This window comes from Pseudohongiella sp. O18 (assembly GCF_021729085.1).
Lineage (GTDB): Bacteria > Pseudomonadota > Gammaproteobacteria > Pseudomonadales > Pseudohongiellaceae > Pseudohongiella.
Window position 1 is genome coordinate 306,652 of the sequence record NZ_JAJSAR010000002.1, and the last position, 16,059, is coordinate 322,710.

Here is a 16,059-nt window from a genome sequence, read left to right on the forward strand (position 1 = left end):
AGGTCATGCATATTGAGGGTATCAGGGAAAACAGAGTCGCAGTGAGTCTGAGTAACGGGGTCGCCCATGTGCGCTTGAACCGACCGGACAAGCGCAACGCACTGGACGATGATCTGTTTTTGTCACTGGCGGCGGCTGGCGAAGCATTGAAAACCATGTCAGGACTGAGAGCTGTTGTTTTGTCCGGAGAAGGCGAGTCGTTCTGCGCAGGGCTCGATTTTGCCTCGTTCAAGGGAATGTCTGAGCGCGACGGAGAGACCTCCACAATCGGCACCATGGTGTCCAGTGACAGCATCACGCATCTCGCCCAGCAGGTCTGCTGGGTATGGCAGGAAGTGCCGGTGCCTGTAATCGCCTCACTGCATGGACATGCGCTCGGCGGAGGCATGCAGATCGCACTGGGCGCAGATATTCGGATTGCCCACCCGGGCACCCAGCTGTCAGTCCGCGAAGTCTACTGGGGCCTGATCCCCGACATGACAGGTACACTGATGCTGGGTAGTCTGGTGCGGCCGGATGTCGCGCGCGAACTGGTATACACAGCACGTGTGCTGACGGCAGCGGAAGGGCATGGCCTGGGACTGGTCACACGGCTGTCAGATGAGCCTTTGGTGGAAGCGCAGGCGCTGGCTGCAGAAATTGCCAGTCGCAGTCCGGATGCGGTCAGAGCTGCCAAGCGTTTGCTGACACGACAGCTCAGGCAGCAGGCTGCAGAACAGTTTGCGGCCGAACGGGAAGAAATTCATCGCCTGATTGGTTCAGCCAACCAGAACGAAGCAGTGGCGGCCTACTTTCAGAAAAGAGCACCGAAATTTCAGGATGTCTAGATAGTCTGTGGATCGGAGCAAGCAGAAGAAAGATGGTACCGGAGGCCGGACTCGAACCGGCACGCTTTTAAGGGCATCGGATTTTGAATCCGACGTGTCTACCAATTTCACCACTCCGGCAGGATGTGTGCTTGTGCAGAAGGGCGCCATTATAACAACATTGCAACATCTGACAATGGCTGTTTCGCAGCCTCCTGTGGTGCTGTCAGAGCTTGGCAAGCTTCGACGAATCGGGCAAACTTGCCGCCCTTATGAAACTATCCGACTTTGATTATCAACTGCCTGACGAGCTGATCGCTCACTACCCTGCGGCCAATCGCAGTGGCAGTCGCATGCTGTGTCTTGATCGCAACAGCGGCGCTGTTTCCCACCACGTGTTCAGCGACATTGTGAGCATGCTGCAGGCCGAGGATCTGCTGGTATTTAACGATACCCGGGTGCTGCCCGCTCGCCTGCATGGGCAAAAGGCAACCGGCGGCAAGGTTGAAGTTCTGATTGAGCGGCTGCTGAGCGAACACGAAGCGCTGGCTCAGGTGCGTGCCAGTAAATCACCCGGCCCCGGTATGCAGCTGATACTGGAGGCAAGTGACAACGATGCCGGGCTGACTGTGGAAGTGCTCGGTAGACAGGGCGAATTTTTTCATCTGCGCTTTCCTGCAGATGCACCGGCAGTTGATCTGCTGGATCGCTACGGCCATATGCCACTGCCGCCCTATATTGATCGACCTGATGAGCAGGCGGACCAGAGCCGTTATCAGACAGTTTATGGACGCAATCCGGGCGCCGTCGCGGCACCCACGGCTGGACTGCATTTTGACGACCCCCTGCTTGATGCAATCAAACAGCGAGGCGTCGACATGGCTTTTGTCACGCTGCATGTTGGTTCGGGCACGTTTCAACCGGTGCGTAGCGAAAATGTGCTTGAGCATCGCATGCACAGTGAGTGGATTGATGTGCCGGCGAGCGTCTGCGGGCAGATCGCGGCATGCCGTGCCCGCGGCGGGCGTGTCATTGCCGTTGGCACAACGTCGGTTCGCAGCCTCGAATCGGCAGCGCTGAAGGCGGGCGGCGACATCGATGTGGAGCGGACGATAAATCCCTATCAGGGCGATACGGATATCTTTATCTACCCTGGCTACCAGTTTCAGGTAGTGGACGCGATGATCACCAATTTTCATCTGCCGAAGTCGACGCTGATGATGCTGATCAGTGCCTTTGCGTCGCGTGAGAAGGTCATGGCTGCCTACGCTGAGGCAATCAGCCAGCGTTACCGCTTCTTCAGTTACGGCGATGCCATGTTCATTCGGTAGTGGTATACTCTGCCCCCTCTAATCTTCAAGTAACACCTTAAATACAGACTTTACAAGGGTTTTATCATGGCTAAAGCACCCGTTCGCGTTGCTGTCACCGGGGCAGCAGGACAGATCAGTTATTCATTGTTGTTCCGTATCGCTGCAGGCGAGATGCTGGGCAAAGATCAGCCCGTCATCCTGCAGTTACTTGAGATTACACCGGCACTGGAAGCGCTGAAAGGCGTCGTCATGGAGCTGGAAGACTGCGCGTTTCCGCTGGTTCACGACATCGTTCAGACCGATGACGCCAATGTTGCATTCAAAGACGCCGATTACTGCCTGCTGGTAGGCGCACGTCCCCGCGGCCCAGGCATGGAGCGCAAAGATCTGCTCGAAGCCAACGCTGCGATTTTCTCGGCACAGGGCAAGGCCATCAATGACAATGCCAGCCGCGATGTTAAAGTGCTGGTTGTTGGTAACCCGGCCAATACCAATGCGCTGATCGCATACCGTAACGCACCAGACCTCAAACCCGGTCAGTTCACGGCCATGACTCGTCTCGACCACAACCGCGCCATCGCGCAGCTGGCCGAAAAGACAGGTAAGCACAGCACTGACGTTGATGGCATCATCATCTGGGGTAACCACTCCGCTACGCAATACCCGGATATCAACCACGCTACAGTGGCTGGCAAAAAGGCGGCCGACCTGGTTGATCAGGACTGGCTGGTAAGCACCTTCATCCCCAATGTTCAGCAGCGCGGCGCCGCCATCATCAAGGCGCGTGGTCTGTCCTCAGCTGCATCAGCGGCCAATGCGGCCATCGAACACATGCGTGACTGGGCCCTGGGCACCAATGGCAAGGTGGTTAGCATGGGCATTCACAGCGATGGCAGCTACGGTATCGCCGAAGGCCTGATCTACTCATTCCCGGTCACCTGCGACAATGGTCAGTACACCATCGTACAGGGTCTGGATATCAGTGATTTCAGCCGTGGCCTGATGCAAAAAACCGAGAAGGAGCTGGAAGAAGAACGCAACGGTGTTGCGCACCTGCTTCCCTGATTCCGGGCTGGCGGCGGTGACTGTGTGAGTCATCGCCGCATTCTCGAGTCCGCAACATGAACATCCGCATTAACTGGCGTCGTGAACTGCGTTTCTGGTCCTTTCAATTGTTGGGCTGGATGACGTGGATCGTGATGCTGGTGCTGCGCGACCTCACATTTGTTCCTCGCGAATACATTCTTGAGCGCGTCAATGTTTTTGTCGTTGATGCCCTGATAGGCATGGCGTTGACCACGGCGCTGCGTTATCTGTACCGAAGTGTTTGGGATCGGCCGGTGTATGTCCGTTTTCTGGCGGTGATGCTTGGCTGCTGGCTGGCCTCGCAGGCCTGGCGACCCATCAAGGTGCTGATTACCGATTCCGATTTTGGCGCCAGTGTGGATCTGACCGGTTATGGCTGGAACACGTTCAGCAACTGGCTGCCGATATCCATGTCACTGCTGCTGTTGTGGAGCATGCTGTACTTCATGATGAAGTATTATCAGCTGTTCCATTACGAGCGCGAAAAAAGTCTGCGCTCAGAGTCTCTGGCGCACGAAGCACAGCTGCGCATGCTGCGCTATCAGCTCAATCCACACTTTCTGTTTAATACACTCAATGCCATCTCGACGCTGATTCTGGTGCAGTCGACCGACCAGGCCAATGCGATGGTGACCCGTCTCAGCAAGTTCCTGCGTTACTCACTGGAGCACGACCCTCTGGACAAAGTCACGCTTGAGCATGAGCTGGCCAGCGTTAACCTGTATCTCGATATAGAAAAGGTCCGTTTTGAAGAACGCCTGCGGGTTGAATATGATCTGGCCGCTAGCGTCCGTCAGGCACTGGTACCCAGCATGCTGCTGCAGCCGATGGTCGAAAACTCCATCAAATACGCCATTGCACGTCACGAAAATGGCGGTACCATCTGGATCAGCGCGTCGCCGTGTGATCGCAATAAGCTGTGTATTACGGTCGCCGACGATGGCCCCGGTGCCGTGGGCGATCCGACGTCCATTGGGGTAGGATTAAAAAATATCCGTGACAGATTGCAGGAGATTTACGGTGACGAGCACCAGTTTCTGTTCTCTCCACAGGATCCAAAAGGATTTAAGGTAACGGTAGTGATTCCCTATGAAACCAGATAATTCCAAACAGTTGATACGTGCCCTGGTTGTTGATGATGAGGCTCTGGCCAGGCAGGGTCTGGAACTGCGTCTTGCTGACATCGACGGCGTCGAAGTCGTCGGCAGTTGTCAGAATGGTCGCGAAGCACTGGAGATGATCGCCGAAAAGGAACCCGATCTGATGTTTCTGGATATTCAGATGCCGGGTATGACGGGTTTCGACGTGGTTGAGCAGCTTCAGCAGGATAATATGCCGCTGATTGTGTTTGTGACGGCCTATGACGAGTACGCGGTGAATGCCTTTGACATTCACGCGGTCGATTATCTGTTAAAACCCATCGAAGTCGAGCGTTTGCAGCAGGCTGTCAACAAAGTGCGGGAGCGCCTGGATCATGGGCGCGACGATCAGGAGAAACGCCAGCTTCTGGATATTGTTATCAGTCTGACGGGCAAGTCGGAACAGGCCATCGTTGAGCTGATGAGCAGCGGCAATCCGATGATGCGTTATGGCGAAAAACTGGCAATCAAGGACGGTTCATCCACGACCTTTGTATCGGTGCGCGATATTGACTGGATTGATGCTGCCGGCGATTACATGTGTGTACATGTGAAAGGCGATACGCTGATCATGCGTACGACCATGAAAGAACTTGAATCACAACTCGACCCAGGCGTATTTCAACGTGTTCACCGCTCCACGATCGTCAATCTTGATCGGGTAGAGAAAGTGTCCTCACATATCAATGGCGAGTTCCATCTGACCCTGAGCTGCGGTACCTCGCTGAAAATGAGCCGCAGCTACAAAGACAAGGTCAAACACTTCTTTTGATGCCAGTCTGAGCTGATTTACGCCTGTCATCCTTTCAGATGTGTCAGGGGCAGGGCCGTGGTATCAAGTACTTTGCGCATGATGAAGCTGGAGTGGACATCGGCAACTCCCTCAATACGGGTCAGGGTGTTGAGCAGGAACTCCTGATAATAGTCCATATCCGGCACCACCACTTTTAACTGATAATCTGCCGATTGTCCGGTGATCAGCAGGCATTCGATGACTTCAGGGTGTTTCAGGATCTCGGACTCGAATCGCTCAAAGCGATCCGGTGTGTGGCGATCCATGCTTACCTGCACCAGCGCGCTGAGTTTAAGGCCAAGGGCAGAGGCGCTGAGGATGGTGGACTGACGTTCTATCAGGCCCTCATCCTGCATCCGTTTAACGCGGCGTGCGCAAGGGGTTGCCGACAGGCCAACACGCTCTGCCAGTTCCAGATTGGTAATGGCGCCGTCTCGCTGCAGTTCCTGAAGAATTCGTCGATCCAGCTTGTCTAAATCCATGGTATTTCGCTTTACTTGGTGAATATATCCACAATAAATCATAATTGTAGTTATAAAGTCCAATAATATCGAAATATGGCGTAAATTAGTGGTGGAATCACTCAAGGCATCCGACTATTCTATGCAACATCCGGCCGAACATGATTCGGAGTCCAACCCAGACAGAATGATCCTTCTGTCGGGTGCCAGGCCAGATGGGCAGTGATGGAGTCGAAGCTTAAACAGAGCGCCGCTCAGCCACACTGACATCCTGACGCCACCAGCGTCAGTTCGCCTGCCGGAACAGGGCACGGACCCAGTAAGATGGATTTCACACTGGTAGCAACAGCAACGGGCAATCGCGTCAAGCGTTAGAAGAAAGCAACTGGAGTCACCGCATGTCGGAACACAATCGATTCGATCATCGTAAATACCCTGCATTCACACCTGTGGGTCTTAAGGACCGTAGCTGGCCGGATCAGGTGATCACAACTGCGCCTCGCTGGTGCAGTGTGGATCTGCGCGATGGCAATCAGGCCCTGATTGAGCCAATGTCAGTAGCGCAGAAAAAACAGATGTTCGACCTGTTGCTGGAGATAGGATTCAAGGAAATTGAAGTAGGATTTCCTTCAGCGTCACAGCCCGACTTCGATTTCGTTCGTCATCTGATCGAAGAAGACCGCATTCCCGATGATGTGACGGTGCAGGTGCTGACCCAGGCTCGGCCTGAACTGATCGCACGCACCTATGAGGCATTGAAAGGTGTCAAGCGTGCGATTGTCCATGTCTATAACTCGACCTCGGTAGTACAGCGTCAGAAAGTATTCAAAACCGACAAGCAGGGCATTATTGATATCGCAGTCCGCGGGGCCAGCGAAGTTAAACGTCACGCGGCTCTTAATCCAGAAACCGAGTGGGTATTTCAATACTCGCCCGAAAGTTTTACCGGTACCGAGGTCGACTTCGCAGTGGATGTCTGTAATGCCGTCATTGATGTGTGGCAACCGACCCCCGACTCACCCTGTATCATCAATCTGCCGGCCACTGTTGAAATGGCAACGCCCAATGTGTTCGCCGATCAGATTGAGCTGTTCTGCCGCAAGGTAGACCGGCGCGACTCGGTCATTGTCAGTCTGCACACCCACAATGACCGTGGTTGTGCAGTCGCCGCTGCCGAGCTCGGCGTAATGGCAGGGGCAGATCGTATTGAAGGTACCTTGCTGGGCAACGGCGAGCGCACCGGCAATATGGATATCATCACCATGGCGATGAATCTGTACAGCCAGGGTGTCGACCCGCGTCTGGATTTCAGCGACATGGACAAGATCTGCACCGTCAGCAAAGCCTGTACACAGATCGATGTGCATCCGCGCCAACCCTATGCTGGAGATCTGGTGTTCACTGCATTCTCAGGCAGCCATCAGGATGCCATCAAGAAATGTCTCGACCTGTATAAAGAAGGCGAAACCTGGGAGATTGCCTACCTGCCGATAGACCCGCGGGATCTCGGCCGTACCTACCAGGATGTGATTCGGGTCAACAGTCAGTCAGGCAAGGGCGGCGTCGCTTACGTGCTGCAGAGCAAGTTTGGTTTCAATCTGCCGCGCTGGCTGCAGATTGATTTCAGCCGGGTGGTGCAGAAGGAGGCGGAAACATCCGGCCAGGAGATTGCGCCGGACAAGATCTGGACCTTGTTCAAGGACACCTACCTGAGCAGTCATCAGGATGTACAGCTGCAAAATTTTAAATTTGAAAAAGTGGGCGATCGCGAACGCTTTAAGGCGGTACTGAACTGCTTTGACAAGGAGCTGGATATTGAAGGTGAAGGCGACGGTGTTGTTGATGCATTCGTTGAAGCCATCAAAAAAGCCACCGACATTGATTTCGAAATCATGGAATACGGTGAGCACGCTCTGGGTCAGGGTGCTGATGCTGAGGCGGTTACCTACATTCAATTGAAGAATGGTCTGGAGCGTTACACTGGTGTGGCCATCAGTCGGGACATTGTCAGCTCCTCGCTCAATGCGCTGCTGCGTGCTGCCGGTCAACTGATTGACGAAGCGCGGCAACGCAACGCTGCCTGAAATTTACCGGGCTCTTTGCCCTTTTAAACAGACGCCCGTGGTGCTATTCGTTGCCGCGGGCGTTTTTGTATGTACACAGCCTTGCGGTTCAGTCCGGCAGGGCATCATCACTGTTCATTGCATGCCAGTTCGTAGCATACTTCTCTCCGGCACAAGCCAAACTTTTTCTTCCTCCACTGCGACCAATCCAGCAGGCACATGAAACAGACAATCCAAGACACTAGTGATGAGGTTCTCATTGCTGCCGCGCTGAACGGCTCGCTGACAGCCTGGAATGCACTGGTTCGCCGCCATGAAAGGCAGGTGTACAACTTCAGTTTGCGGTTTACCGGCAATCCGGACGACGCCAGGGATCTGATGCAGGAAGTGTTTCTGGGTCTGTATCGCAACCTGGAGAACTTTCGCGGCCAGTCACAACTGACTACCTGGCTGTTTCGCATAGGCCACAACAAGGCGGTTGATATGGCCAGGCGGCGGCAGGCTGGACCTGTTGTGACGACGCTGGATGATGAGGTGCATGCCGAAGTGCCTCAGGCAGATGATGAAGCTGAGCTTCCGGATCGTCACTTGCAGGAGCAACAGAGTAACGCTCGCATCCAGCGTGTGTTGCAGCAACTGCCAGTTGAACAGCGCCTGGTTGTGGAGCTGAAAATTTTTCAGGAACTGACGTTTGATGATATTGCCGAGATTGAGTCTATTTCCGCCAACACGGCAAAAACGCGCTTCTACGCGGCCTTGAAGAAACTGAAATCCTTACTGGAGAGCACGCCATGAGCTGTGATCAGACCCCCCATTTAATCGCCGACTATTTCGACGATCATGCGGATGCGGCACGCCGGCAGCAAATTGACCAGCATTTGCTGGGCTGCGCTGACTGTCAGCAGGCGGTTCACGAGCTGTCACCGGCGGCAGTCATGCTTGCGCAATGGCGCGATGAGCCAGTGCCGCAGTGGAAACCTGCCAGGATCATGCAGCAGGATAAAGGTATGGCGTCGTCGCCGAATAGTCGGCATGACGAGGGCGGTCAACGACCGGCCGCTGAATCTGCCGGCCGGGCGCGCTGGTTGCAGTGGGGGCCACTGGCGGCGTCGCTGGTCATGGCCGTCGCGGTCGTGTTCCAGGTGCAGATCAACGTAAATGACCAGGGCTGGCAGCTGAGTTTTGTGGGCAGAGATGGCGCAACGATGCAGACTCAGTCTCTCGACAACTATCTGGCCGATTTTGCCGAGCAGCAACAGCTCGCCAATCAGCAGATGGTAGAACAGGCCCTGGCACAGTTCGGCGAAACCAGTGCCGACAGTCTGGTTCAGCTTGTGCAGTACATCGAACAACAGCGCGAGCAGGACATGCGCCAGATGGAGGCTGGATTCAGGCAGCTATTGAACCGCAATTACCAGACAGTCAATTCCGTGCAGCAGCTGGCATCGTTTGTTCAGTATCAGGAGGCTCAGTAATGGAACCTATCTTGCGACGGCCTTTGACATCGGTGGCCCTGCTGGCGGCGCTGACTCTGACTGCTGGCAGCATCGCGGCACAAAACTCTCAGGATGTCGCAGCTGGTCATGACATGCGTCGCCCGGTTGACGTGTTCAGTGGTGTGCTTCGCGAAAGTCTCGACCTGAACCAGCGTCAGGGAATCTTCAGCCCCCGCAATGGTGATGTCACCGGGCGATATCTGCAGGGGCAGGGCGTAGTGTTGCAGGTGACCACGCCATTGCAGCGCGGTGGTTGGCCCGAGGCATCCATGGACACGCTCAGTCAGTCGCTTAGCGAGCTTGGTGAACAGCTGGGTGTCATGCTGGAGCGCGGCGTTGTCGAGCGTCCCGACTTCGAGGCAGTGCGTGATGCCATGGCGCTCAGCCTGCGCACCGATGAGGTGGCACAGTTCTATCGGGGGCGTCTGCAGGCATTGTCGTCATTCGAGTTTGAGCCTGCCATTCAGCGCTCTCTGTCGGAGGCGGCAACCGTGGTGCAGCAACTGCAGCAGGCTGAGCTACTGGATGCTGATGCGGTTCGGGCAATTGCCAGTGAGCTTTCGTCCCTGCGGGCAGAACTGAACACCCAGCTGGACCGGGCCATGCAACTGCGCGACGCAGTGCGCGAAGAGGCAGTGCAGGCGCAGGCGCTGCCAGATGACGCCACGCTGGAGCGCTGGCAGTCCATGCGTGAAGAAATTGAACAGCAGATGCTGGCGCTGGCTGAACGGTCACAACAGCAGATGGCCGAGTTGCGACAGCGACAGCAGGCACTGCGTGATCAGCAGCAGCAACAGTGGCAGCGCGATCTGGCTGCATTCGAGCAGCGACTGTTTGGCACTGTGTGCGATTATGCTGCTGGCCTCAGGCAGCTGCCGTCCGGTGAACACCTCAGCCTGGTTCTGGTTGGCACAGGGCAGCAGTTGGATAGTGGTGAGCGGCTGGATCGTATCCATGTCATCGATCAGCAGGACCTGCAGCGATGCCAGCAGGGCGAGTTGACCGGTGAAGCCCTGGCGCAGCGGGCATTGACCTACGACTATTGACGCAGAAGTACTCGATGAATTGAGCTCAGGCGCTGTTAGCCGCCAGAGTAATCTTATAGAATGGAATCACGCAGCGTTTTCTCGCTGACGCAATAACAATAAGCCCTGATGCAAGGAGTCCTCCACAGCATGGGGGCGCTGCACAACAAGGAGAATAAAATGGAATGCCCGAAATGTAATGCCAAAATGATAGAGCGATCTGTTGAGGTGCTGCATGGCACCGTCGTGATCGATCAGTGTTCCGGTTGTCAGGGCCTGTGGTTTGACAACGGTGAGGCAGAGCAGCTTAAAAAGTCCTGGATGTCTGATTTTCTGGACAGTGGCGATCCACGTGTAGGCAAAACTTACAATCGAGTCCGTGATATTCAGTGCCCGCGCTGCGGCAAATCCATGCAGAAGCTGAACGATCGCAAACAGCCCCACCTTGAATACGAGGCCTGCGAAGAGCATGGCATGTTCATGGATGCCGGAGAATTTACCGACTACAAACACGAAACCCTGATGGATATCTTCAAGGGTGTGATCGCAGCGATCCGTCGTCGCTAATCAGTCTTCAGCCGCGGGTCTGGCGAATTGTGTCCATCTTGGATGTCGCCAGATCCCCTGGTCCCTGCATATCTCGGGTAAGCGTCTCACCTTGCCCAGATCCATCCACGTGTGCTCGGGTGAGTGGAAGTCTGAGCCGACAGTGGCCCACAGCTTCCGATCAGCGGCAATGACCGACAGATTTTTGAGCATGTCCTGGTTGAGGTTCGAGTAGCTGACCTCCAGGGCGTCGCCACCCACGTCAACAAACTCATCAATGAGTCGTCGAAATTTGGGGCGGCTTAGCGGGTAACGATCCGGGTGTGCTAGCGCTGCGACGCCGCCCGCAGCCTGAATCGCCTCGACTGCTTCTGATATTGAGCACCACTCTGCCGGCACGTACGCGCGTCCGCGCTTGGCCAGGTATTTGCTGAAGGCCTGCTGCTTGCTTTTGACAACACCCTGATGCACCAGAAACTCTGCCACATGTACGCGGCTTACCGCAGTGCAGCCCAGTGACTGCAGCCAGGTCTGCAGGCCACAGTGGCCGGCACGCTCAAGCTGAATACCAATCTTCGCAGCGCGTTCCTGCCGTCGTTGCTGCTGTTGTGCCAGCAGCTCAGAGAGCGTGGCGTTGTTGATATCCACCATCAGGCCAAGAACATGCACCTCCTGGTTGTCCCAGCGTGTGGAAATCTCTGTGCCGGGGATGATATCCAGCTGATCCGGTACATCCACCGCACCCGATGCAATCTGCAGGTGGGCATCCACACAGTCATGGTCTGTAATGGCCAATTGCTGGATGCCAAGCGATGAGGCGCGTTGCAGCAGCGTGGCGGTATCCAGATGGCCGTCAGAAAAGCGGGTATGTGAGTGCAGATCTATCATGGCGTGCAGACTACGCCAGCTGCTGGCCGGTGTAAACGCTCCCGGCCGAATAGTTGATTAAATTACTGTGGTATTCCATAATCGTCAAACAGCTGGCTACCCATTCTTTATGGATTTTTTAGCGTATGCGACTGACCACAAAAGGCCGCTATGCCGTGACCGCTATGTTGGATCTGGCTATCCATGCGGGTCGCGAGCCGGTGACCTTATCGGACATTTCAATGCGGCAGGACATTTCTTTGTCCTACCTTGAGCAGCTTTTCGCCCGCCTGCGGCGGCGTGAACTGGTGCAAAGCGTGCGCGGCCCCGGTGGTGGTTACCGACTCGGGCGCAGCACCGCCGATATCGCAGTCGTGGATATCATCGACGCTGTGGATGAGTCGGTTGACGCCACTCGTTGTCAGGGGCAGGGCAACTGCCAGCAGGGCGAGATCTGTCTCACACATCATCTGTGGGAGGATCTGAGTCAGCAGATTCACACGTTTCTGGGCGGTATCAGTCTGGCCGACCTGATGAGCCGTCATGACGTTCAACGCATAGCCGACAGTCAGGATGAACGGCGGGAAGTGATCGTTCGCGACATGCGCCTGTCGTCCTGATATCAGCTTGTAATCAGGGTTGTATTCAGGAGAGTTGATGAAATTACCCGTCTATCTGGACTACGCCGCCACTACCCCTGTTGATCCCAGGGTAGCCGAGCGCATGGCTAAATGCCTGACGCTGGATGGTCAATTCGGCAATCCCGCCTCACGTGCGCATCTGTTTGGCTGGCAGGCAGAAGAAGTTGTCGAAAACGCCCGCCGCGATGTGGCAGATCTGCTGCACTGTGACCCTCGTGAGATTGTCTGGACCTCGGGCGCCACTGAGGCAGACAACCTCGCCATCAAGGGTGTGGCGCAGTTTCATGCCGATCGCGGCAAACACATCATTACCTCTGCCATCGAACACAAAGCCGTCCTGGACAGCTGTCGATACCTGGAAACTCTTGGTTTTGAGGTCAGCTACCTGAAGTCTGACAACACCGGGCGCATTGAGCCGGCGGCCCTGGCTGAGGCCATTCGCCCGGATACCATCCTGGTGTCGCTGATGCACGTCAACAACGAGCTGGGAACGGCCAACGATGTTAATGCTCTGGGTGAGGTTTGCAGAAGTAAAGGCGTTATATTTCATGTGGATGCGGCACAAAGCGCGGGTAAGCTGCCAATAGACCTGGGCCAGATGCCCATCGATCTGTTGTCGCTGTCGGCGCACAAGATTTACGGGCCCAAAGGTATTGGCGCGCTGTATGTGCGTCGTGAGCCCAGGGTCGATCTGGTCGCGCAGATTCACGGTGGTGGCCATGAGCGGGGTATGCGCTCGGGCACGCTGCCGACGCATCAGATTGCCGGCATGGGTGATGCCTTCCGGTATGCTGCAGCAGAACTGGAGGCAGATCACCGCCGCCTCACGGCGCTGCGCAAACGGTTTCTTGAAGGGCTGTCGAAGCTGGATGGCTGGAAGCTTAACGGTCATCCGGAGCAGCATGCACCCGGCATCATCAATGTCGCATTTTCCGATGTGGACGGTGAGTCACTGCTGATGGCGCTGCGTGGCATCGCCGTATCGTCCGGCTCTGCCTGCATGTCGGCGACCATGGAGCCTTCCTATGTGTTGCGTGGCATAGGCGTACCTGACGAGCTGGCCCAGGCGGCGCTGCGCTTCTCGGTAGGACGCTTCAGTACCGAACAGGACATCGATACGGCCATCGCAGCCGTGCTGGAAATGGTGCCTCGTCTCAGAGCTGTAGAATTACAGCCACGATAACCAGTATAATGCGCGCCTTTTATACACGCGACTTAAGACGCGAAATGCTGTGGAGCTGAACAATGGCAACTGAACGTACATTATCAATCATCAAACCTGATGCAGTCGGCAAAAATGTGATCGGCGAGATCTACTCCCGATTCGAGAAAGCCGGCCTGCGCATCGTTGCTGCCAAGATGGTGCAACTGACCGACGAGAGCGCTGGCGGTTTCTACGCCGAGCACAAAGAGCGCGGATTCTTCAAGGATCTGATCGCGTTCATGACCTCTGGCCCGGTCATGGTTCAGGTGCTGGAAGGTGAAGGCGCAGTGGCCATGAACCGCGAGCTGATGGGTGCCACCAACCCTGCAGAAGCCAAGCCAGGTACCATTCGTGCTGATTTCGCCAAATCCATCGATGCCAATGCCGTGCACGGTTCCGATTCTGCACAGTCTGCGGCGCGCGAAATCGCCTACTTTTTCAATGACTCAGAGATCTGCCCGCGCGGCTGATTAGCAGCGGCACTGAGCGATCCGGGAAATCACTGATGAGCGAAACGGTCACTAAAACCAATCTTTTGGGACTCAGCCTGCCCAAGCTGCAGGCTTACTTTGTCTCCATGGATGAGAAACCGTTTCGTGCCGTGCAGGTGATGAAGTGGATACACCAGCGTGGTGTCACCGACTTTGATGCGATGACAGACATCAGCAAGAGTCTGCGCGACAAACTCAAGACCAACGCGGAGATCCGCCTGCCAAACGTTGTTCAGGAATACCTGTCCAGCGACGGCTGTTATAAATGGATCGTTCAGGTTGCCAGTGGCAGCCGGGTGGAAACAGTCTATATTCCTGAGGCTGGTCGAGCTACGCTGTGCATTTCTTCTCAGGCAGGGTGTACGCTGGACTGCAGTTTCTGCGCAACCGGCAAACAGGGCTTTAACAGTAACCTGACCACGGCAGAGATCATCGGTCAGCTTTGGTGGGCCAATCACCGTCTCAATGGTTTTGCCGAACCTCGCGCAGGCGCCGGTAAAAGCAATCGGGCGGTCAGCAATATTGTCATGATGGGCATGGGTGAACCTCTGCTCAATTTCGACAATGTCATGGATGCACTGCATCTGATGATGGAAGACAATGCCTACGGTCTGTCCAAGCGTCGTGTTACGGTCAGCACCGCAGGTGTTGTCCCTGCCATTGACCGAATGAAAGATTATACCGATGCATCGCTGGCCATTTCGCTGCACGCACCCAATGACGAGCTGCGCAACCAGATTGTGCCGGTTAACAAAAAATACCCTATCCGGGAACTTCTGCGCAGTGTTAAGGACTATATGGCTAGTCTGCCGGATAAACGGGTACCGGTTGTTGAGTACACGCTGATCGCCGGCGTCAACGATCATCGTCAGCACGCCAGAGAGCTGGCGGCGTTGCTGAAGGACTTTCCCTGCAAGATCAATCTCATCCCGTTTAATCCGTTTGAGCAGTCGGATTACCGTCGGCCAAGCAATTCGTCGGTCAACACGTTCAGGGAAATCCTGCAACAGGCTGACTACACTGTTACAGTGCGAACCACGCGTGGCGACGACATAGGTGCGGCCTGTGGTCAGCTGGTTGGCGAAGTGGCTGACCAGACCAAGCGAAGTGCACGTTACCGCAAAGCGGCCGAGTTATCGGCCGCCAATCGGCTGGATGTGCACAACGTAATCTGACAACTGATCGCACGCCGGTGCAGGTATCAGGTCAGGCGCCGAGCTAACATGGTTCTCAATAAACAGGTCCCAAATAGGATTCAATGAATACACACGACGAAACATCGGATCAATCCGGTCTGTCTGAAGAGCAGGTCGAGCCACCATCCTCGGCTCCCGCCCAGACGCCCGGCAATCTGCTGAGAACGCAGCGTGAAACGCTGGAGCTGTCTCTGAAGCAGGTATCCGAACAATTGAATCTGACCATGCATTACATCAATTGCATGGAATCCGATAGCTACGACAAGCTGCCGGGTGATGTGTTCGTAAAGGGATATATCCGCAGCTATTCGCGCGTGCTGCAGCTCGACCCAGAGCAGATGATCGAGCTATACAATGAATTCACCAATAAAAAGGCTGCCCGTAAAGAAGAAGCCATCAAGCGCTACACGCGGCGGCGTCGTGACAAAAACCGGCCATGGATTATCGTCTCTGGCATAGCTTTTGTGGTGATGGCAGTCGCGTTGTGGTTCATCAATCAGAGCGATGAGACACCGCCTGTCGACAATGCCCTGATGGATGAGGCCGTGCGCAATGCGGTCAACGAAACTGAAGTGGGCAATGCCCTGATTGAAGATCAGCCAATAGATGAAGTGCCGGTGTTCAACAGCCCGGTAGAGCCGGAAGCGGCCAGTGACGCGTCAGTCATGGCTCTGGCATGGCCAGGCTCTGACGAACTGGAGATCATCTTCAGCGACGAAAGCTGGGTAGAGCTGGAGCACCGTGGCGGTGAAGAAAATTATCAGGATACCCACCAGCAGGGTGAAAAACTAAAGATCACCGGCACCGCGCCATTTTTATTGAATCTTGGCAACGCCAGAGCCGCGTCGGTTGTTTATAATGGTCGCGCGCTGGATATCAGCAATAACATTCGCAGTGATGACTCGGCCCGACTGAGTGTGGGGATGCAGTAA

General features: G+C 55.4%; 17 protein-coding genes and 1 tRNA gene. 15 read left to right on the forward strand and 3 right to left on the reverse strand.

What is annotated here, in order from left to right:
• Nucleotides 1-5: 5 nt before the first annotated feature.
• Entirely contained in the window at nt 6-827 is an 822-nt protein-coding gene (locus LVD14_RS08575; RefSeq protein ID WP_237133673.1) for a crotonase/enoyl-CoA hydratase family protein, read from the forward strand.
• 33 nt (nt 828-860) lie between these two features.
• Here the strand turns inward: LVD14_RS08575 and LVD14_RS08580 are convergent.
• Nucleotides 861-947, reverse strand: a tRNA-Leu gene (locus LVD14_RS08580).
• A gap of 131 nt (nt 948-1,078) precedes the next feature.
• Here LVD14_RS08580 and queA point away from each other — a divergent pair.
• The 4 genes from queA (at nt 1,079) to LVD14_RS08600 (ending at nt 5,116) form a co-directional block, all read left to right on the forward strand.
• On the forward strand, nt 1,079-2,137 hold the full coding sequence (queA, locus tag LVD14_RS08585) for a tRNA preQ1(34) S-adenosylmethionine ribosyltransferase-isomerase QueA (protein WP_237133675.1): 1,059 nt from the start codon (nt 1,079-1,081) through the stop codon (nt 2,135-2,137).
• A gap of 66 nt (nt 2,138-2,203) precedes the next feature.
• Entirely contained in the window at nt 2,204-3,184 is a 981-nt protein-coding gene (locus tag LVD14_RS08590; protein ID WP_237133676.1) for a malate dehydrogenase, read from the forward strand.
• Between the two features lie 56 nt (nt 3,185-3,240).
• Nucleotides 3,241-4,308: a sensor histidine kinase gene (locus tag LVD14_RS08595; protein WP_237133677.1), complete on the forward strand. Its 1,068-nt coding sequence runs from the start codon at nt 3,241-3,243 to the stop codon at nt 4,306-4,308.
• Entirely contained in the window at nt 4,295-5,116 is an 822-nt protein-coding gene (locus LVD14_RS08600) for a LytR/AlgR family response regulator transcription factor (protein WP_237133678.1), read from the forward strand. Before LVD14_RS08595 ends, LVD14_RS08600 begins: the two co-directional genes overlap by 14 nt.
• Nucleotides 5,117-5,142: 26 nt before the next feature.
• Here LVD14_RS08600 and LVD14_RS08605 read toward each other — a convergent pair whose 3' ends face one another.
• Nucleotides 5,143-5,619 (reverse strand): Lrp/AsnC family transcriptional regulator, encoded by a 477-nt coding sequence (locus LVD14_RS08605; RefSeq protein WP_237133679.1) that lies wholly within the window; start codon nt 5,617-5,619, stop codon nt 5,143-5,145.
• A gap of 377 nt (nt 5,620-5,996) precedes the next feature.
• On the opposite strand from LVD14_RS08605, the gene leuA reads away from it, so the two are divergent.
• From leuA to LVD14_RS08630, 5 genes are all read left to right on the forward strand, one after another.
• Entirely contained in the window at nt 5,997-7,682 is a 1,686-nt protein-coding gene (gene leuA / locus LVD14_RS08610) for a 2-isopropylmalate synthase (protein WP_237133680.1), read from the forward strand.
• 198 nt (nt 7,683-7,880) lie between these two features.
• The gene (locus LVD14_RS08615; RefSeq protein ID WP_237133681.1) at nt 7,881-8,456 is read left to right on the forward strand and encodes an RNA polymerase sigma factor; all 576 of its coding nucleotides are present in this window, start codon (nt 7,881-7,883) and stop codon (nt 8,454-8,456) included.
• Nucleotides 8,453-9,136 carry a zf-HC2 domain-containing protein gene (locus LVD14_RS08620; protein WP_237133682.1) on the forward strand — a complete coding sequence of 228 codons (684 nt, stop codon included), beginning with the start codon at nt 8,453-8,455 and terminating at the stop codon, nt 9,134-9,136. Before LVD14_RS08615 ends, LVD14_RS08620 begins: the two co-directional genes overlap by 4 nt.
• Complete coding sequence (locus tag LVD14_RS08625; protein ID WP_237133683.1) at nt 9,136-10,203, forward strand: hypothetical protein; 1,068 nt, start codon at nt 9,136-9,138, stop codon at nt 10,201-10,203. Before LVD14_RS08620 ends, LVD14_RS08625 begins: the two co-directional genes overlap by 1 nt.
• Before the next feature lie 159 nt (nt 10,204-10,362).
• The gene (locus LVD14_RS08630; protein ID WP_237133684.1) at nt 10,363-10,749 is read left to right on the forward strand and encodes a zf-TFIIB domain-containing protein; all 387 of its coding nucleotides are present in this window, start codon (nt 10,363-10,365) and stop codon (nt 10,747-10,749) included.
• Here the strand turns inward: LVD14_RS08630 and LVD14_RS08635 are convergent, their stop codons facing one another.
• Nucleotides 10,750-11,616: a PHP domain-containing protein gene (locus LVD14_RS08635; RefSeq protein ID WP_237133685.1), complete on the reverse strand. Its 867-nt coding sequence runs from the start codon at nt 11,614-11,616 to the stop codon at nt 10,750-10,752.
• Nucleotides 11,617-11,741: 125 nt separating this feature from the next.
• On the opposite strand from LVD14_RS08635, the gene iscR reads away from it, so the two are divergent.
• From iscR to LVD14_RS08660, 5 genes are all read left to right on the forward strand, one after another.
• Nucleotides 11,742-12,215 (forward strand): Fe-S cluster assembly transcriptional regulator IscR, encoded by a 474-nt coding sequence (iscR, locus tag LVD14_RS08640; RefSeq protein WP_237133686.1) that lies wholly within the window; start codon nt 11,742-11,744, stop codon nt 12,213-12,215.
• Between the two features lie 37 nt (nt 12,216-12,252).
• Nucleotides 12,253-13,419: an IscS subfamily cysteine desulfurase gene (locus LVD14_RS08645; RefSeq protein ID WP_237133687.1), complete on the forward strand. Its 1,167-nt coding sequence runs from the start codon at nt 12,253-12,255 to the stop codon at nt 13,417-13,419.
• A gap of 62 nt (nt 13,420-13,481) precedes the next feature.
• The gene (ndk, locus tag LVD14_RS08650) at nt 13,482-13,910 is read left to right on the forward strand and encodes a nucleoside-diphosphate kinase (protein ID WP_237133688.1); all 429 of its coding nucleotides are present in this window, start codon (nt 13,482-13,484) and stop codon (nt 13,908-13,910) included.
• Nucleotides 13,911-13,945: 35 nt separating this feature from the next.
• Complete coding sequence (rlmN, locus tag LVD14_RS08655) at nt 13,946-15,106, forward strand: 23S rRNA (adenine(2503)-C(2))-methyltransferase RlmN (protein WP_237133689.1); 1,161 nt, start codon at nt 13,946-13,948, stop codon at nt 15,104-15,106.
• Nucleotides 15,107-15,189: 83 nt separating this feature from the next.
• Nucleotides 15,190-16,059 (forward strand): RodZ domain-containing protein, encoded by an 870-nt coding sequence (locus LVD14_RS08660; protein ID WP_237133690.1) that lies wholly within the window; start codon nt 15,190-15,192, stop codon nt 16,057-16,059.